The following is an 18,066-nucleotide window of genomic DNA, read 5'->3' on the forward strand; positions in this document are numbered from 1 at the left end:
GGCGTGCTGCCTTCAGGTCAACGCACCGCCGACTTGGCAGCGCGCAGCAATCGATCGGATAAATCTCCCGGACCCAGCGCCCTGGCGAGCGCCAGACCACCCACCATCAAGGCCACGTCGGCCAGGGCTTTGTCGGTGTCCTCGGGACTGGACGCCAACTGCGCGATCATCAACTCCAGGTGTTCGTTCAGCGCGATGCGGAACGATTCCGGCAAACGACCCAACTCGCCAATCGAAGCTGGAATCGGGCACGCGGCATCGCTGGAATCACGGTGCTTGCGCGACAGATAGAACGCGGCAACCAAGGCGCGGCGCTCTTCGCCGGTCAATTCGGCATCCATGTCGGCAATCAGGTCGCGGCGGCGACCGAGTAATTGCTTGAACGCTTCGAGCATCATTGCGTCCTTGCTTTCGAAGTGCGCATAGAAGCCACCGACGGTGAGGCCGGCTGCGCCCATCACTTCGCCCACGCTAGGGTCCGCCGGGCCACGCTGAATCAGTGCAGCGCTGGCAGCCTTGAGGATGCGTTCGCGGGTTTGAGCTTTTTTATCGTTCATCGTTGCCTCCGAATATTACGACTAGAATATTATTCGCATAATAATATTCTGCAAGTCAAGGATATGACCGCTGGTCTGATGCACAGTGTAAGGAAAAAGGAGAATTGGCCAAACGCCAGACAAACAAAAGGGCCATTCAATAATTGAATGACCCTTATAAAATCCCGCAGAGCGGGTAATCGTGGCGTCCCCTAGGGGACTCGAACCCCTGTTACCGCCGTGAAAGGGCGGTGTCCTAGGCCACTAGACGAAGGGGACACAAACCTTCTATACAACTGATCAGCGCTGAGAACTGATCGATTCAAGGCCGGTGTGGCCAGACCTTGAAGTGTAAATTGGTGGAGCTAAGCGGGATCGAACCGCTGACCTCCTGCATGCCATGCAGGCGCTCTCCCAGCTGAGCTATAGCCCCGGATTTTTCGCCTCGCGGCGGAGCGACATTTTGCAACATCGCTTCTGTAAAACTGGCGTCCCCTAGGGGACTCGAACCCCTGTTACCGCCGTGAAAGGGCGGTGTCCTAGGCCACTAGACGAAGGGGACGCAAACCCTTCTATACAACTGATCAACGCTGAGTGTTGATCGCTTCAAGGCCGGTGTGGCCAGACCTTGAAGTGTAAATTGGTGGAGCTAAACGGGATCGAACCGTTGACCTCTTGCATGCCATGCAAGCGCTCTCCCAGCTGAGCTATAGCCCCTCATCGTTGATGTCATCGCTGAGGACGGGGCGAATCTTAAGGGCGTATCGAAAGCCTGTCAAACTTATTTTTGAAATTTTTCAAAGTTTTTCGTCGGCATAACAATCACTTACCGCCCTCCCCCGTAAATCCGGGACTTGGGATAAAGCATGCCCCTGTAGGAGCTGCCGCAGACTGCGATCTTTTGACGTTGCCGTTTAAAGATCAAGATCAAAAGATCGCAGCCTTCGGCAGCTCCTACAGGGGGGTTAAGTTATCAGGCGATAGCGCCCAGCAGTTTTTCCCACTCTTTGTTTTCTTTCTTCGACACGCCGCCCAGCAGGTCGATCGCCTGACGCAGACGATAACGGGTCAGATCCGGGCCAAGGATTTCCATCGCATCGAGCACCGACACCGAACTCGCCTGACCAGTGATCGCAGCGAACATCAGCGGCATCGCATCGCGCAGTTTCAACTCCAGCGATTCGACCACCGCCTGAATGGTCGCAGTGATGTTGTCCTTCTCCCACTGACGCAGGCTTTCCAGCTTCCACAGGATCAACTGCATCAACTGGCGAACCTGATCACCCGAAAGCTTCTTCGATTCGAACAGCTTGGCATCCGGGTTAACGCCACCAGCGAAGAAGAACCCGCCCAGCGGTGCAACCTGGCTGAAGGTTTCGACGCGACCCTGAACATGCGGCGCGATCTTCATCATGTATTCGGAATTGAACGCCCACTTCTGCACGCGTGCGGCGAACTCTTCCACCGGCAGATCACGCAGCCACTGGCCGTTTAGCCACGACAGCTTCTCGATGTCGAAGATCGGCCCGCCCAGCGAAACACGCTTGAGGTCGAAGTTGTCGACCATTTCCTGCAGCGAAAACTTCTCGCGCTCGTCCGGCATCGACCAGCCCATGCGACCGAGGTAGTTGAGCATCGCTTCCGGCATGAAGCCCATGCGCTCGTAAAACGTCACCGAAGTCGGGTTCTTGCGCTTGGACAGCTTGCTCTTGTCCGGGTTACGCAGCAGCGGCATGTAGCACAGCTCTGGTTGCTCCCAGCCGAAGTATTCGTACAGCAGAATCAGTTTCGGTGCCGATGGCAGCCATTCTTCGCCGCGCAGGACGTGGGTGATGCCCATCAGGTGATCGTCGACGACGTTGGCGAGGAAGTACGTCGGCAGGCCGTCGGTCTTCATCAGCACTTGCATGTCCATGCGATCCCACGGGATCTCGACATCACCACGGAGCATGTCCGGCACCACGCAAACGCCTTCGCTCGGCACCTTCATGCGGATCACGTGGGGTTCGCCAGCGGCCAGACGAGCGGCGACTTCTTCTTTCGACAGCAGCAGCGCGCGGCCGTCGTAGCGTGGCGTTTCGCCGCGCGCCATTTGCTCGGCGCGCATCTGATCCAGCTCTTCAGCGGTGCAGAAGCACGGGAACGCATGGCCCATGTCGACCAGTTGCTGGCAGTACTTCTGATAGATGTCGCCACGCTCGCTCTGCCGGTACGGGCCGTGCGGCCCGCCAACGTCCGGGCCTTCGCTCCAGTCGATGCCCAGCCAGCGCAGGGCGTCGAAGATCTGCTGTTCGGACTCGCGGGTCGAACGCAACTGGTCGGTGTCTTCGATGCGCAGGATGAACTCACCGCCATGCTGCTTGGCAAAGCAGTAGTTGAACAATGCGATGTAAGCGGTACCTACGTGGGGATCCCCGGTAGGCGATGGCGCGATGCGAGTGCGGACGGTGGTCATGGCATGTCTCGAAAAGAATGAAAAGCAAAACAATCAAGCGGCGAATGGTAACAGGCGACACCCGCCCCGCTCCAGCAGGCAGGGCATTTAAGCCAAGTTTGCCTCTGGAACGCCCGTAAGCCGTGGTGAATGGGCAAATATCAGCGGATGGCATTTACCGTTTATCGGCTGTATGCCAGATTCGCCTGCTGATAACTTTCCTTACAATTCCTCGACTACAGTTTGCCCATGCCTGCCCAACTCAAGCGTCGCCTGTTGATTTTCCTGCTGCTGGTCCTGTTGATTGCCGGGGGCTTCTTCGCCCACTGGTTTTTCAAGGGACGCTTTTATGAAAGCACCGACAACGCCTATGTCCAGGGCGAAATCACCCGTGTGTCGAGCCAATTGAGCGCGCGCATCGATGAAGTGCTGGTGCAGGACAATCAGCACGTGGAAAAAGGCCAGCTACTGGTGCGCCTGGAACCGAATGATTTCCGCCTGGCCATCGATCGCGCCAATGCCGCCCTCGCCACCCGCGAAGCCGAGCGCCTGCAAGCACAAAGCAAACTGACCCAGCAATCGAGCCTGATCGCCGCCAGCGATGCGCAAGTGGCGACCACCCAAGCGACACTTGGCCGCTCGCAGATGGATTTGTCGCGCGCCGAAACCCTGCGCAAACCCGGTTACGTTTCCGAAGAACGCGTGACCACCCTCTCCGCCGACGCCCACATTGCCCGCTCGCAAGTGGCCAAGGCGCAAGCCGACGCACAAGGCCAGCGTCAGCAAGTCAACGCCCTGAACGCCGAAATCAAACGCCTCGACGCGCAGATCGCCAACGCTCGCGCCGATCTCGCGCAAGCCGAACTCAACCTGACCCGCAGTGAAATCCACGCACCGATCAGCGGTCTCGTCGGCCAGCGCGCCGCGCGCAACGGCCAAGTGGTGCAGGCCGGTGCCTATCTGCTGTCGATCGTCCCGGACGAAGATATCTGGGTGCAGGCCAACTTCAAGGAAACCCAGATCGGCCATATGCAACCCGGCCAGAAAGCCGAGCTGACCTTCGACGCCTACGGCGACACCCCCATCGAAGCGCGGGTCGACAGTCTGTTCGCCGCTTCCGGCGCGCAGTTCAGCCTGCTGCCACCGGACAACGCCACCGGCAACTTCACCAAAGTCGTGCAGCGAATTCCGGTGAAGTTGACGTTCAAGGCCGACAACCCGCTGCACGGCAAGATCCGTCCGGGCATGTCCGTCACCGCCACCGTGAACATCAAAGACGCCCCGGACAATGGCCGGTGATTCGCTGATCCGCCCGGTCGGCGAACCGACCCGGCGCGATTGGATTGCGGTGATGAGCGTGATGCTCGGCGCCTTTATGGCCGTGCTCGACATCCAGATCACCAACTCTTCTTTGAAGGATATTCAGGGCGCCTTGTCGGCGACGCTGGAAGAAGGCTCGTGGATTTCCACCTCGTATCTGGTCGCGGAAATCATCATGATCCCGCTGACCGCGTGGCTGGTGCAGTTGTTGTCGGCGCGGCGGCTGGCGGTGTGGGTGTCGCTGGGTTTTCTGGCTTCGTCGTTGCTGTGCTCGATGGCGTGGAGCCTGGAGAGCATGATCGTCTTTCGCGCCATGCAGGGTTTCACCGGTGGCGCGCTGATCCCGCTGGCGTTCACCCTGACCCTGATCAAACTCCCCGAACACCACCGCGCCAAAGGCATGGCGATGTTCGCCATGACCGCCACGTTCGCGCCATCAATCGGTCCGACGCTGGGCGGCTGGCTCACGGAAAACTGGGGCTGGGAGTACATTTTCTATATCAACATCCCGCCGGGCCTGATCATGATCGCCGGACTGATGTACGGACTGGAGAAGAAAGAAGCGCACTGGGAACTGCTGAAAAGCACCGACTACACCGGCATCCTCACGCTGGGAGTCGGCCTCGGTTGCCTGCAAGTCTTTCTTGAAGAAGGCCATCGCAAGGACTGGCTCGAATCGAGCCTGATCGTGACCCTGGGCAGCATCGCCCTGCTCAGCCTGATTACCTTTGTGATCGTGCAGATTTCCAAACCGAATCCGCTGATCAACCTTGGCATTCTGCGCAATCGCAACTTTGGCTTGTCGAGTATTTCCAGCCTGGGCATGGGTGTCGGGTTGTACGGTTCGATCTATCTGTTGCCGCTGTATCTGGCGCAGATCCAGAACTACAACGCCCTGCAGATCGGCGAAGTGATCATGTGGATGGGCGTGCCGCAGCTGTTCCTGATTCCGCTGGTGCCGAAGCTGATGAAATTTGTTTCGCCGAAATGGCTGTGCACGATCGGCTTTGGGCTGTTCGGGCTGGCGAGTTTTTCTTCGGGGGTGCTCAACCCGGACTTTGCCGGGCCGCAGTTCAATCAGATTCAGATCATTCGGGCGCTGGGGCAGCCGTTGATCATGGTGACGATTTCGCTGATTGCCACGGCGTACATCCTGCCGCAGGACGCGGGGTCGGCGTCGAGTCTGTTCAATATTCTGCGTAACCTCGGCGGTGCGATCGGCATTGCTTTGCTGGCGACGCTGCTGGATGCGCGCACCAAGACTTACTTCGATTATTTGCGTGAGGCGGTGGTGCCGACCAATCCGCAGGTGGCTGAGCGGCTGGCATCGATGACGGATCGGTTTGGCAGTGACACGGCGGCGCTGGGCAAACTGAGTGAAATCGTCCATCAACAGGCGGCGATCATGGCTTACAACGATGCGTTTCACTTTGTCGGGATTGCGCTGGGGATCAGTATGCTGGCGATTTTGTTGACCAAGAAATTGCCGCAAGGGCTGAAGGCTGGGGAGTCACACTAACTGCAACTGATCGTTCCCATGCTCCGCGTGGGAATGACTCCGGTGACGCTCTGCGTCACAGCGGACGCGGAGCGTCCGGGGCTGCATTCCCACGCAGAGCGTGGGAACGATCCTCCTTACACAGCCAAAAGCCGCTCACGCAGTTTGGCAATCTCATCGCGCATCTGCGCCGCCGCTTCAAACTCCAGATCCCGCGCCAGCTGATACATCTTCTCTTCCAGCGCACGAATGCGTTTGGTGATCTCGCTCGGCGAGCGCAATTCGGCTTCGTACTTGGCGTTCTCTTCGGCGGCCTTGGCCATGCCTTTGCGCTTCTTGCTGCGCGAGCCCGGCACGGTGGCGCCTTCCATGATGTCGGCGACGTCCTTGATCACACCGCGCGGGGTGATGCCGTTTTCCAGGTTGAAGGCGATCTGCTTGTCGCGACGCCGCTCGGTCTCGCCGATCGCGCGCTCCATCGAACCGGTCATGCGATCGGCATAGAGAATCGCCCGACCATTGAGGTTACGCGCCGCGCGGCCAATGGTCTGAATCAGCGAACGCTCGGAGCGCAGGAAACCTTCCTTGTCCGCATCGAGAATCGCCACCAGCGACACTTCCGGCATGTCCAGACCTTCACGCAGCAAATTGATCCCGACCAGCACATCAAAAGTGCCAAGACGCAGATCGCGGATGATCTCGACCCGCTCAACCGTGTCGATGTCCGAGTGCAGATAACGCACGCGCACACCGTGGTCGGCAAGGTAATCGGTAAGGTCTTCGGCCATGCGCTTGGTCAGCGTGGTGACCAGCACCCGCTCTTCGACCGCCACGCGTTTGCTGATTTCCGAGAGCAGATCGTCGACCTGAGTCAGCGCCGGGCGCACCTCAACCTGCGGGTCGACCAGACCGGTCGGCCGTACCACTTGCTCGACCACGCGCCCGGCGTGCTCGGCTTCGTAATTGCCCGGGGTCGCCGAGACAAAAATGGTCTGTGGGCTGACCCCTTCCCACTCGTCAAAACGCATCGGCCGGTTATCCAGTGCCGACGGCAGACGGAAGCCGTATTCGACGAGGGTTTCCTTGCGCGAACGGTCGCCCTTATACATCGCGCCGACCTGCGGCACGCTGACGTGGGATTCGTCGATCACCAGCAAGGCATCGGCCGGCAGGTAATCGTAGAGCGTCGGCGGCGCAGCGCCGGCCGGACGCCCGGACAGATAGCGCGAGTAGTTTTCGATACCGTTGCAGTAACCCAGTTCGAGGATCATTTCCAGGTCGAAACGGGTGCGCTGCTCCAGCCGCTGGGCTTCGACCAGTTTGTTGTTGCTGCGCAGGTATTCGAGGCGTTCCTGCAATTCGACTTTGATATGTTCGATGGCGTCGAGCAGGGTTTCCCGAGGCGTCACATAGTGGCTCTTCGGGTAGAAGGTGAAACGCGGCATCTTGCGGATGACTTCGCCGGTCAGCGGGTCGAACGCGGAAATGCTTTCGACTTCGTCATCGAACAGCTCGATACGGATCGCTTCCAGATCGGATTCCGCCGGGTAGATATCGATCACATCGCCGCGTACCCGGAAGGTCGCGCGGGCAAAATCCATGTCATTGCGGGTGTATTGCAGGTCGGCCAGACGCCGTAGCAGCGCACGCTGATCGAGTTTGTCGCCGCGATCGACATGCAGCACCATCTTCAAATAGGTTTCCGGGCTGCCCAGACCGTAGATACACGACACCGTGGTGACGATGATCGCGTCCTTGCGCTCGAGCAGCGCTTTGGTCGCGGACAGACGCATCTGCTCGATGTGGTCGTTGATCGACGCATCCTTCTCGATGAAGGTGTCGGACGACGGCACATAGGCTTCCGGCTGATAGTAGTCGTAGTAGGAAACGAAGTATTCGACGGCGTTGTTCGGGAAGAACGCCTTGAACTCGCCGTACAACTGCGCGGCCAAGGTCTTGTTCGGCGCCAATACCAGCGTCGGGCGCTGTATCTGCGAAATGACATTGGCGATGCTGAAGGTCTTGCCCGAGCCGGTCACACCGAGCAGCGTCTGGTGCGCCAGCCCGGCCTCGATGCCCTCCACCAATTGGCGGATGGCTTCTGGCTGGTCGCCGGCGGGCTCGAAGCGGGTGACGAGCTGGAATTCGGACATATACACCTCTGGGATCGCGGCATTCCGAGCAAAGCGGAACACCACGGGGACGACCGCAAACGACCGATGTCGCGCAAGAAAAAACCTGGATTGTGCTCAATGTGGTGGCGATTGCCTCACCTTTCAAGGCAAACGCCCTACATCCGGTAAAGACTCTGACACGGGCAGTCGACTAACGGTCAAGAAATAATCGGAAAAACTTACCCTAAAAGCCGAATCGCCTGTCGCCATTGTTCTGTAATGGCCTCTATACTAGCTCCCCGTTTGTGCACCGCTCTAGTGCATCCGGCTGGAGCGCGACACGTCCCTCCACTCTCCATTCAGAGCCGCCGCAATAATGAGCCTGTTCTCCGCTGTCGAAATGGCACCCCGCGATCCAATCCTGGGCCTCAACGAAGCATTCAACGCCGATACCCGGACCACCAAGGTCAACCTGGGCGTGGGTGTTTACTGCAACGAAGAGGGGCGAATTCCACTTCTGCGCGCCGTGATCGAAGCCGAGACGATTCGCGTCGCTCAACACGCTTCGCGCGGTTACCTGCCGATCGATGGCATCGCTGCCTACGACCAGGCCGTGCAAAAGCTGCTGTTCGGCAACGACTCGCCGCTGATCAGCGCCGGTCGCGTCATCACCACTCAGGCTGTCGGCGGGACCGGCGCACTGAAAATCGGTGCCGACTTCCTCAAGCAACTGCTGCCGAACGCCGTCGTCGCGATCAGCGACCCGAGCTGGGAAAACCACCGCGCCCTGTTCGAAACCGCCGGCTTCCCGGTGCAAAACTACCGTTACTACGACGCTGCCACCCACGACGTAAACCGTGCCGGCATGCTCGAAGACCTCAACGCCCTGCCGAACGGCTCGATCGTTATCCTCCACGCCTGCTGCCACAACCCGACCGGCGTCGACCTGACCCCGGCGGACTGGAACAACGTGCTGGACGTGGTTAAAGCCAAAGGTCACGTACCGTTCCTCGACATGGCCTACCAGGGCTTTGGCGACGGTATCGACGAAGACGCCGCTGCCGTGCGCCTGTTCGCTGAATCCGGCCTGACCTTCTTCGTTTCGAGCTCGTTCTCCAAGTCGTTCTCGCTGTACGGCGAGCGCGTTGGCGCCCTGTCGATCATCAGCGAATCGAAAGAAGAAAGCGCGCGCGTGCTGTCGCAAGTCAAACGCGTGATCCGCACCAACTACTCCAACCCGCCGACCCACGGCGCAAGCATCGTAGCGGCCGTGCTGAACAGCCCGGAACTGCGCGCACAGTGGGAAGCCGAGCTGGCTGAAATGCGTCTGCGCATTCGTGGCATGCGCGAGCAGATGGTTGCCCTGCTGGCCGAGAAAGCCCCGGGCCGCGACTTCAGCTTCGTCGGTCGTCAGCGCGGCATGTTCTCCTACTCCGGCCTGACCACTGAGCAAGTGCATCGCCTGCGCAACGAGTTCGGCATCTACGCCCTGGATACCGGTCGTATCTGTGTGGCAGCGCTGAACCAGAGCAACATCAAGGCAGTAACGGATGCGATTGTTCAGGTCATCTGATTTCGCTGCGTGATGAAAAACGGGAAGCCTTGGGGCTTCCCGTTTTTTTATTGCCACGAAACAATCCCCATACCCTCTAAACTGCACACAAATCCCATTGTAGGAGTGAGCCTGCTCGCGATAGCGTTTTTTCAGCCGAAGCATCACTGTCTGACACACCGCTATCGCGAGCAGGCTCACTCCTACAGGGTTTTGTGTTTATCCGAGTATTTTGTGAGAAGCCAAATGAAAAACGACAACCTGCGCGCCGACCGTGACGATCTGGATGACTTCATCCCCCGCGCCTCAGCCAAACGCGAAAAAAGCCTGGTGCTGCAAGTAGCGTCCGGGGTGTTTCTCGGTGGTCTGGCGCTGTGGCTGGTGCAACTGGCGGCCACCGCGGCTTACGCCAAACTGATGATGGGCACCATCACCTTCGGCAGTTAAGCCAGTTCGCTCGCACGCTGACTCGCGGCATCGTCATAAACGACGTACAGCGATTCGGCGATCTGACTTTTGATCGCCTTGGTGCTTTCAAGGCCCAGGACGAAGCCTTCGGCCTTGCCACCGGCGCGGTTCAATTCCTCAGCGGTGCTGGCCTGGGTGATTGCATCAAAGAGTTTTTCGGCGTGGGGACCGACGCCTTTGGGCAGGCTGATTTGCGCGATGCTCATGCGAACACCTCGCTGTTACAGGACAAACGGTTCATGACGCGGACCTTTTTCGGCAAATGGCCGGCAGCGCGTGTGACCACTTCCGGGCAGCCATGGTAGACCTCTGCTGCGGTTCTGGTAACCGCCAATCGCTGACAAGTCATCGTCCGTCCCGAGAATTCATTTAAATTTTCAGCCCATGCTTGACTTCTCTTTTTGAATCAGTAACATACGCACCAATTCCGCAATAGCTCAGTTGGTAGAGCAAATGACTGTTAATCATTGGGTCCCTGGTTCGAGTCCAGGTTGTGGAGCCAAATAGCAAAGCCCCTGAATCGAAAGATTCAGGGGCTTTTTTGTGGGCGCTCGAAAAGATCAGAAGATCGCAGCCTTCGGCAGCTCCTACAGATTCAGCGTTCATCCGCAGAATCGGCGGAGTATGAGATCTGTGTAGGAGCTGCCGAAGGCTGCGATCTTTTGATCTTGAAATGAAAAAGGGCCGATCTGCGGTTAACAGATCGACCCTTTTCTATTCAGCTACAGCGGTCAGACATGCTCACTGCTTTTCACCTGCACCTTCGGCGCACCCTGCCCATGATCGTGGTCATCAGGCTCGATCACCGGCACTTCCTTGCCATCGCAGTCATGCAGCTTACCGTCGCTGAAGTAATCGCCTTCACGCAGCGCCGCCAGATCGCGATAGCGCAGGGTCCGCTCTTCCGCCGCCGCAAACACCGACTGCTGATCCGAGTTACCGGCAGTGAAGTGGTTGAACGCCAGGTTGAGCAGGATCGCCATGATCGCCGACGAGCTGATGCCCGAGTGGAAAATGGTCGCGAACCAGCTTGGGAAGTGATCGTAGAAGTTCGGCGCAGCAATCGGGATCATGCCGAAACCGATCGAGGTGGCGACGATGATCAGGTTGACGTTGTTGCGGTAATCCACCTTGGACAGCGTGCGGATACCGCTCGCCGCCACCGTACCGAACAGCACGATACCGGCGCCGCCAAGCACCGAAGTCGGCACTGCTGCGATAACCCGGCCCATGAACGGCAGCAGGCCAAGAATCACCAGAAAGATGCCGCCAGTCGCCACTACATAGCGGCTCTTGATTCCGGTCACCGCCACCAGCCCGACGTTCTGGGCGAAGGCGCTCTGGGTGAACGAACCGAAAATCGGCGCAAACATACTCGACAGCATGTCCGCCCGCAGGCCATTGCCCAGACGTTTGGAATCGACTTTGGTGCCGATGATTTCACCGACCGCCAGAATGTCTGCCGACGTTTCCACCAGGGTCACCATGACCACGATGCACATCGACAGGATCGCGGCGAAGTGGAAGGTCGGCATGCCGAAATGGAACGGCGTCGGGAAGCCGAACATCGGCCCGGTGGTGACGCTGGAGAAGTCCGCCATACCGAGGAACACCGCCAGCACCGTGCCGATCACCATGGCCAACAGGATCGACAGACGCGAGATGGTCGAGCTGCCGACCTTGCTCAGCAACAGCACCAATACCAGCGTCACCGCCGCCAGACCGATGTTCTGCATGCTGCCGAAGTCCGGCGCGTGACTGTTGCCGCCCATCGCCCAGCGTGCGGCCACCGGCATCAGCGTCAGGCCGATGGTGGTGATCACAATACCGGTGACCAAGGGCGGAAAGAACTTGGTGATTCGCGAGAACACCGGCGTGATCAGTAACCCGATCAAGGACGCCGCTATCACCGCGCCGAGCACCGACTGGAAGCCGCCCTCCCCGCCACTGCTGACGATTGCGACCATGGTCGCCACGCCGGAGAACGACACACCCTGCACCAGCGGCAACTGACAGCCAAAAAACGGCAGACCCAGGGTTTGCAGCAGCGTCGCCAGCCCCCCCGCAAACAATGAAGCAGCAATCAGCAAACCGATGTCCGCCGGCGACAGGCCGGCCGCCTGGCCGATGATCAGTGGCACCGCAACGATACCGCCGTACATGGTCAGAACATGTTGCAGGCCGTAAGCCATATTCGCGCCGACCCCGAGATTTTCGTCCTCGGGCCGTTGGTGTGAAACATGGGGCGTTTTCATGGTGGGGGGTTCCCTGGTTTTTGTTATGCGCACACTGTATTCAAAACTCGCGACAAGTGTCCATGCTTTTGTATACAAAATATCCGGGGCGGGTTACTCGTCACTCAAACGGCCTGATGACTTGAGTACCCCCTCATCACGTGGCGCGATCAAAAGCCATGCCGTACGGATCAACGGATGCCCCCCGCCGGGCAAGAAAAGGAAGTCACCATGAGTGGAAAACCCGCTGCACGCGCCACAGACGCCACAACCTGCCCTGCCCATGCGGCGCAGAAAATAGTTGCCGGCTCTCCCGACGTATTCTTCGATGGTTTGCCAGCCGCGCGCCTCGGCGACACAGCCTCTTGCGGCAGTTCCATCAGCGGCAACATTTCCGCAACCGTCTTCATCAACGGTAAAAACGCCGCCACCCAAGGCAGTCTTGGTAGCCATGGCGACGTTATCGTCGGCGGTTCCGGCACCGTCATCATTGGCCAGAGCGGCGGTGGCGCTGCGATCAGCCCCGTTCCGCCGATCAACCTCGGTTTCGACGAACAGTTCACGTTGCTGGACGCCGGCGGCGAGCCTGTCCCGGACTTCGCTTACAAAATCACCACCGCGTCCGGCAAGGTAATCCGCGGCATCACCAATGAGCGCGGACTGACCCAGAGAGTCTCGACCCGAGCGAGCGAACTGCTGCATCTGGAGCCTGACGACCTGGCCTGAGCAGGAAAAACCAGTGGCTGAATTCACCTGAAGGGAGTTGTAACCAGCATGGCGCAGGCAATACTCAACAATAACCGGGCTCCCTCGAACCGGCAGAGTGGCAGTACGCATCCCGCAGTCGTTGTCACCAAATACACCAAACGGGCTGACGAAAACGGCTGGCTGAGTGTAAAACTCGAACCTAAAGGCACGCTCGTCGCCCTCTGCGAATACACCAAAGTGACCTTCACCAAGGAGTCCGGTGGTCGAACCTACTTCCGGATCGCCGACGGCAATTCGGAGTTCGTCGGGCAGACGGCCAGCCTGAAAACCGAAAATGCCTTGAAGTACCTGATGGACACCCCGCCAACGGCGCCTGCCACCGTCAAGGTCAAGTACACCGGTGCACCGGCCCATGCGGTCTCGGAGTTCAAAGGCAAACTGCTGCAGCAATGGGCACAGGTCAGCTTCAATGGCAAAACGGCGAAGGTGACGCTGAACAGCCAGTGGGGCGGCGAATTTACCCCGATCCCACCCGGACGCCATCGGATCATGGCGCCTGACCGCTCCCACGGAAATATCTCCACGGATGGCTACAAGGTACAAGGTAATCTGCATTGCACCGACGTCTGGTTTCCAATCGAACTGCAAGGTACAAAAGGCAACAGCAGTCGTTACATCCATGTCGGTCATTTGTCCGACGGCTGTGTCACCTTTTATGAGTTGATAAAATGGAACGACATCTACGACTACCTGATCTGCCGGCGAGTCAAAGGTGAAGGCGGGAAATATGTCGGTGAATTGCTGGTGGAGAAATAATTGAAACGGTTGCTACTTATCCGATGGATACCCGCGCTGCTGCTGGTCATTGCCAGCAGTGCCAGTGCCAGTGCCGACTTTGGCTGTGATGACTTTCTTTCGAAGCTCGCAGACAAGCCATCGTTTGTTGAATTCAAAGGCTGCAAACAGGCGCTTGACCGCATGGGCCAGCCATTTTCAGCCAGCTATGAAGTATCCGGGGCCAATGCTTCGAAAGCCGAACAGTACCTTGAACAGCACTTCGGGATTTTGCCGATCACGCGCGCCTGTTGTGTCTGGGACTCGACCCAAAATGGCTTCAGAGATCCAGCAACAGGCATCAACTACCTCATCAGCATTGGCTCAGAGGAAACAGAGGTCAGGCAACGGGAGTCGTGGGCCAAGATCAATCGCTTCACGATCCAGGTCGATGCTTACGCTGAGGATCCCTGACCAGGCTGGATAAGGCGTCCGAGCACCGGCCTCAACAACTGTGGACTCGCGACCCGTATCCCGAACTCAACCTCAATCAGATCGAGTAGATCCTCGACGTCCGCGACCTCACGCCGCTCGCTCTCGGCGCCCATGCGATGAATGGCGAAACTGCCGTTGTTCAGCGTCTTGCGCCAGCCATCGCCGGTACGCGCGACCATCAGACGTTGGGTAAACGGTGACTCGGGATGTGTCGAGACGTACCAGTTGCCGATGGTGTAATCGATGTCTTCCTGGCGTTGCAGATCGAACAGGTACATCGATCGCCACTCACCCGCCACCTTGGCACGCAGCATGTAGCCGTCGGCCTGTTTTTCAATGCGATAAGGTTCGTGAGGGGTCGCTTGCTCAGTCTCGGTATCGAGAAGCAGCGGCGCGGTCGGCACCATGCCACCGAAACCGACATCGGTGATGTAGCGCACATCGTCGATGGTCACCAGACTCAAACGGTGTGTACGCGCTGTCCAGCTGCCTTCGGGCTGATTCATTACCACGCGCCCGCTGATGGCCCGAGCGTCGAACCCCAGTTCCAGCAACAGGGCAAAGAACAGGTTATTCAGTTCATAGCAGTAACCACCGCGCCCACCGAGCAAGACTTTTTCTTCAATGGACGGCAGATCGATCAACACCGGCGCCCCGCTGATCGTCGCCAGGTTCTCGAACGGAAACACGCCGGTATGACGCAATTGCAGCAGACGCAGGGTCGCAAGTGTCGGTTCCGGTGGCGTTTCAAAACCCAGACGTTGCAGGTACAGCTTCCGATTCGTCAGGCGTGGCTCACTCATTGCTCGATCCTTATGCATGGGGCCGCAGGTCACTGCGTTGATGGTCGCCATGTATACGGGATCCGGCACTGTTTTCGACAATTGATTTCGCCAATCGCCTGCTAGCGTTTCTTGCGTGAACCGATACGGATCCACGTCGGCGCATGGTCACTGGCGTGCGGTTCGTTGCGCACCCATGCGTCTACGCCGGCTTCATGCAGATAAGGACTCAGCGCCGGGTTGAGCAGCAGATGATCGATGCGCAGACCGGAGTTGGTTTGCCAGTGTTGGCGGAAGTAGTCCCAGAAGGTGTAGAGCCGATCCTCGGGATACAGATGCCGCAGCGAATCGGTCCAGCCCTGATCGAGCAAGCGCTGATAACACTCGCGACTCTCAGGTTGCAGCAGCGCATCCTTGAGCCAGGAACGGGTGTTGTAGATGTCCATGTCGGTGGGTACGACGTTGTAGTCGCCGGCCAGCACCACCGGGTGATCGCTGCTTTGCAAATCCTTCGCATACGCGATGAGCCGTTCGAACCAGGCCAGTTTGTAATCGAATTTCGGTCCCGGTTGCGGGTTGCCATTGGGCAGGTACAGGCAGCCGACCAGCACGCCGTGCACCGCCGCTTCCAGATAACGGCTGTGCTTGTCATCCGGATCGCCGGGCAAACCGCGACGACTTTCCAGCGGTTGCGCGTCGCGGGCGAGAATCGCCACGCCGTTCCACGAAGCCTGGCCCTGCCATATCGCGCCGTAGCCGGCGGCCTCCAGCTCTGCGGCGGGGAATGCCGTGTCGACAGACTTGAGTTCTTGCAGGCAGGCGATGTCCGGTTGCTCGCGCTTGAGCCAATCCAGCAGATTCGGCAAACGTGCGCGCAGGCCGTTGACGTTGTAGGTGGCGATCCGCAGGTTTTTCATCGGCTGAGGCTCCTGCCCATGGGCTGTGAAAATTCTGACCTCGTGAACATCGCGCCGGTTGCATCGGATCCACCCGCTGCGGCGTAATAGGCGCTCGCCATTCGCCCGCTCCGCCGAGACCTGAATCCCATGCAAACCACGCTGCAAGGTCAGCGCATCCTTTTGCGCCCGCTCCAGTATTCAGATGCCGCTGCCCTGCTCCACGCTGCCGCTGACGGCGAATTGTGGAACCTCACCGTCACGGTCGTGCCGTCGGCGAGCACCGTCGACAGCTACCTGAAAAAAGCCCTCGATGGCCGTGACGCCGGCTCGGTGCTGCCGTTTGTCATTGTGCTCAAAGAGAGCGGCGAAGTGATCGGCTCTACACGTTTCTGGAAGATCGACCCGCTCAATCGCAAGCTGGAAATCGGTAGCAGCTGGATTTCCGCGAGCTGGCAAAAATCCTTCGTCAACACCGAAGCCAAATACCTGATGCTGCGCCACGCCTTCGACGTGCTCGATTGCGTGCGCGTGCAGTTCACCACCGACGAGAACAACCAGAAGTCACGTAACGCGATCCTGCGCCTTGGCGCGCAACAGGAAGGTATCGTCCGCCACGAGCGGATCATGCCGGACGGACGCAAGCGCAACTCGGTACGTTTCAGCATCATCGACGACGAGTGGCCGCAGGTACGCTTGCACCTGGAGCAGAAACTCGCCGGCAACCGGTAATGCTCAGGCGCGATTGCGCAGCCATTGTAGAAAGCCTTTTTTCGCCACCACCACCGGCGCTTCCTCGGTCAGCGATTGCGCCTTGTGCAGGCGGTAATCGAGCAAGGTTTTCATGGCATCGCTGATATCGTGGCGAGCGTCCAGACACGGCTTCAGGTAAGTCTTCTCGATGCGGTACAGGGCGCAGAAGGTTTTCGCGGCAAACTTGGCCGGCACAGAAGAATCGGAAAGTATGCCGGCCTCGCCGATCACTTCGCCGGGGCCCATGCGCCCGGACTCGAACGGCGTGCCATGGCGGGTCAAGGTCACCGTGACCACACCCGACTCGATAATGAACAAGTGATCGCTGACCTCCCCCGCCTCAAGAATCGCCTCGCCGGCACGGAAGGTTTGCAGGGTCATGTTCTGGCTGAAGGTTTCTTTCTCTTCCTGGCGCAACGTCGAGAAAATCGGCGAGCTGTCGAGCAATGCCCGTGGCCGCGAAAGGTTGGCTGGCGCACCGTTTTCATTGCTCGATAGCAAACTCACCCCGGACGCCTGCAAGTGCCGATAGGCCAGATCGAACAGCTGATTACGCACCACACGCTTCTCGCCCATCGAGGCGACGAAACCGCTGATCTCGTATTCCGCACCGCTACTGCCGGAGCTTTTCAGCGCCACACTGGGCGCGGGAGTATCGAGCAACTGACGACAGCCCTGCATCGCCCGCTCCAGCGCATCGATCACTGAATTGGGCCGCGCGTGCGGGCTGACCTGCACGCTGACCGCGACACCGAACATATTGCTCGGCCGACTGAAGTTGATGATCTTGGCTTTGGCCGCCAGTGAGTTGGGAATCACCGCCATGCTGCCCTGGCTGGTTTGCAGGCGTGTGGCGCGCCAGTCGATGTCGGTGACCCGGCCTTCGGTGCCGTCGATGGAAATCCAGTCATCCAGTTGATAGGGCTTGGTGGTGTTGAGGACGATCCCGGAGAACACATCGCTGAGCGTGCTCTGCAAGGCCAGACCGACGATGATCGCCAACGCTCCGGAGGTGGCCAGCACGCCTTTGACTGGCAGATCCAGCACGTACGCCAGCGCGGCAATGATCGCGATGAGGAAAATCACCGCGCCGAGCAAATCCTGCAACAGCCGCCCGGTGTGCCCGACCCGTTGCATCATCACCGCGCCGATCAACACCGTCAGGGTGCGTGCGCCGAACAGCCACCAGCCAATCTGCAACCCGGTCGCTGCCAGGTGCAGCGGCACGTTGTCGGCCCACGGTGCGGGCTCCATCGGGTTGAGGCCTTCGTTGAACAGCAACACGCTGAACAAGGCGAAAATCAGCACCCGCACCAGCAGTTTCCACTCGCTGCCATGGGAGCTGATCAAGCGCCACAGACCGAGATCGAGAAGGATCAGGATCAACGCGCAAAATAACGGATGTTCGGTGAGCAGAGACAGCATCAAACAACTCCGACGAAGGCCAATCGCGAGAAGATCGCACAGATTGGGACAGTGTAGGAGCAATTGATTTCACAGCA

16 protein-coding genes and 5 tRNA genes are annotated in these 18,066 nt (G+C 58.9%); 9 read left to right on the forward strand and 12 right to left on the reverse strand.

All coding sequences use genetic code 11. From position 1 onward, the window contains the following. Positions 1 to 17: 17 nt before the first annotated feature. From ACM6JQ_RS15720 to gltX, 6 genes are all read right to left on the reverse strand, one after another. Positions 18 to 557, reverse strand: coding sequence for a TetR/AcrR family transcriptional regulator (locus tag ACM6JQ_RS15720; protein ID WP_007913421.1), 540 nt, complete (start codon positions 555 to 557; stop codon positions 18 to 20). A gap of 182 nt (positions 558 to 739) precedes the next feature. Continuing rightward, positions 740 to 815: transfer RNA gene (locus ACM6JQ_RS15725), tRNA-Glu, on the reverse strand. A gap of 78 nt (positions 816 to 893) precedes the next feature. Further along, positions 894 to 969 (reverse strand) — tRNA-Ala (locus tag ACM6JQ_RS15730). Positions 970 to 1,022: 53 nt separating this feature from the next. Next, positions 1,023 to 1,098, reverse strand: a tRNA-Glu gene (locus tag ACM6JQ_RS15735). 79 nt (positions 1,099 to 1,177) lie between these two features. Beyond that, positions 1,178 to 1,253, reverse strand: a tRNA-Ala gene (locus tag ACM6JQ_RS15740). Positions 1,254 to 1,509: 256 nt separating this feature from the next. After that, positions 1,510 to 2,991, reverse strand: coding sequence for a glutamate--tRNA ligase (gene gltX, locus ACM6JQ_RS15745; protein ID WP_007913414.1), 1,482 nt, complete (start codon positions 2,989 to 2,991; stop codon positions 1,510 to 1,512). Positions 2,992 to 3,219: 228 nt separating this feature from the next. On the opposite strand from gltX, the gene ACM6JQ_RS15750 reads away from it, so the two are divergent. Both ACM6JQ_RS15750 and ACM6JQ_RS15755 read left to right on the forward strand, forming a co-directional pair. Next, the gene (locus tag ACM6JQ_RS15750; protein WP_095111759.1) at positions 3,220 to 4,269 is read left to right on the forward strand and encodes an HlyD family secretion protein; all 1,050 of its coding nucleotides are present in this window, start codon (positions 3,220 to 3,222) and stop codon (positions 4,267 to 4,269) included. Positions 4,270 to 4,318: 49 nt separating this feature from the next. Continuing rightward, a complete protein-coding gene (locus tag ACM6JQ_RS15755; RefSeq protein WP_176472276.1) occupies positions 4,319 to 5,809 on the forward strand; it encodes an MDR family MFS transporter in 1,491 nt (496 codons plus the stop codon). Positions 5,810 to 5,925: 116 nt separating this feature from the next. Here ACM6JQ_RS15755 and uvrB read toward each other — a convergent pair whose 3' ends face one another. Further along, a complete protein-coding gene (gene uvrB / locus ACM6JQ_RS15760) occupies positions 5,926 to 7,941 on the reverse strand; it encodes an excinuclease ABC subunit UvrB (RefSeq protein ID WP_007913411.1) in 2,016 nt (671 codons plus the stop codon). A gap of 337 nt (positions 7,942 to 8,278) precedes the next feature. Between uvrB and ACM6JQ_RS15765 the strand changes: the two genes are divergently transcribed. After that, complete coding sequence (locus ACM6JQ_RS15765) at positions 8,279 to 9,475, forward strand: amino acid aminotransferase (RefSeq protein ID WP_007913409.1); 1,197 nt, start codon at positions 8,279 to 8,281, stop codon at positions 9,473 to 9,475. Positions 9,476 to 9,700: 225 nt separating this feature from the next. After that, positions 9,701 to 9,901 (forward strand): hypothetical protein, encoded by a 201-nt coding sequence (locus ACM6JQ_RS15770; protein ID WP_007913406.1) that lies wholly within the window; start codon positions 9,701 to 9,703, stop codon positions 9,899 to 9,901. On the opposite strand, the gene ACM6JQ_RS15775 is transcribed toward ACM6JQ_RS15770, so the two are convergent. Beyond that, the gene (locus tag ACM6JQ_RS15775; RefSeq protein ID WP_007913405.1) at positions 9,898 to 10,128 is read right to left on the reverse strand and encodes a hypothetical protein; all 231 of its coding nucleotides are present in this window, start codon (positions 10,126 to 10,128) and stop codon (positions 9,898 to 9,900) included. The genes ACM6JQ_RS15770 and ACM6JQ_RS15775 overlap by 4 nt on opposite strands. 220 nt (positions 10,129 to 10,348) lie before the next feature. On the opposite strand from ACM6JQ_RS15775, the gene ACM6JQ_RS15780 reads away from it, so the two are divergent. Beyond that, positions 10,349 to 10,424 (forward strand) — tRNA-Asn (locus ACM6JQ_RS15780). Between the two features lie 229 nt (positions 10,425 to 10,653). Here the strand turns inward: ACM6JQ_RS15780 and ACM6JQ_RS15785 are convergent. Continuing rightward, positions 10,654 to 12,177 carry a nucleobase:cation symporter-2 family protein gene (locus tag ACM6JQ_RS15785; protein WP_034152785.1) on the reverse strand — a complete coding sequence of 508 codons (1,524 nt, stop codon included), beginning with the start codon at positions 12,175 to 12,177 and terminating at the stop codon, positions 10,654 to 10,656. A gap of 210 nt (positions 12,178 to 12,387) precedes the next feature. Here ACM6JQ_RS15785 and ACM6JQ_RS15790 point away from each other — a divergent pair, with 210 nt between their 5' ends. The 3 genes from ACM6JQ_RS15790 to ACM6JQ_RS15800 are packed head-to-tail and all read left to right on the forward strand — an operon-like array spanning position 12,388 to position 14,112. Next, entirely contained in the window at positions 12,388 to 12,882 is a 495-nt protein-coding gene (locus ACM6JQ_RS15790) for a PAAR domain-containing protein (RefSeq protein ID WP_414894151.1), read from the forward strand. Between the two features lie 48 nt (positions 12,883 to 12,930). Further along, on the forward strand, positions 12,931 to 13,680 hold the full coding sequence (locus tag ACM6JQ_RS15795) for a hypothetical protein (protein WP_123374806.1): 750 nt from the start codon (positions 12,931 to 12,933) through the stop codon (positions 13,678 to 13,680). Beyond that, positions 13,681 to 14,112, forward strand: coding sequence for a DUF4952 domain-containing protein (locus tag ACM6JQ_RS15800; RefSeq protein ID WP_007913400.1), 432 nt, complete (start codon positions 13,681 to 13,683; stop codon positions 14,110 to 14,112). Here the strand turns inward: ACM6JQ_RS15800 and ACM6JQ_RS15805 are convergent. Further along, entirely contained in the window at positions 14,094 to 14,936 is an 843-nt protein-coding gene (locus tag ACM6JQ_RS15805; protein ID WP_095111764.1) for an arylamine N-acetyltransferase family protein, read from the reverse strand. The two genes, ACM6JQ_RS15800 and ACM6JQ_RS15805, sit on opposite strands and share 19 nt — an antisense overlap. Before the next feature lie 101 nt (positions 14,937 to 15,037). Further along, positions 15,038 to 15,832 carry an exodeoxyribonuclease III gene (gene xth, locus ACM6JQ_RS15810; protein WP_007913395.1) on the reverse strand — a complete coding sequence of 265 codons (795 nt, stop codon included), beginning with the start codon at positions 15,830 to 15,832 and terminating at the stop codon, positions 15,038 to 15,040. A gap of 129 nt (positions 15,833 to 15,961) precedes the next feature. Between xth and ACM6JQ_RS15815 the strand changes: the two genes are divergently transcribed. Then, a complete protein-coding gene (locus ACM6JQ_RS15815) occupies positions 15,962 to 16,543 on the forward strand; it encodes a GNAT family N-acetyltransferase (RefSeq protein ID WP_007913394.1) in 582 nt (193 codons plus the stop codon). 3 nt (positions 16,544 to 16,546) lie between these two features. On the opposite strand, the gene ACM6JQ_RS15820 is transcribed toward ACM6JQ_RS15815, so the two are convergent. Further along, the gene (locus tag ACM6JQ_RS15820) at positions 16,547 to 17,989 is read right to left on the reverse strand and encodes a mechanosensitive ion channel domain-containing protein (protein ID WP_414894152.1); all 1,443 of its coding nucleotides are present in this window, start codon (positions 17,987 to 17,989) and stop codon (positions 16,547 to 16,549) included. Between the last annotated feature and the right edge of the window lie 77 nt (positions 17,990 to 18,066).

The organism is Pseudomonas sp. IT-232MI5 (genome assembly GCF_949767845.1).
Taxonomy (GTDB): domain Bacteria; phylum Pseudomonadota; class Gammaproteobacteria; order Pseudomonadales; family Pseudomonadaceae; genus Aquipseudomonas.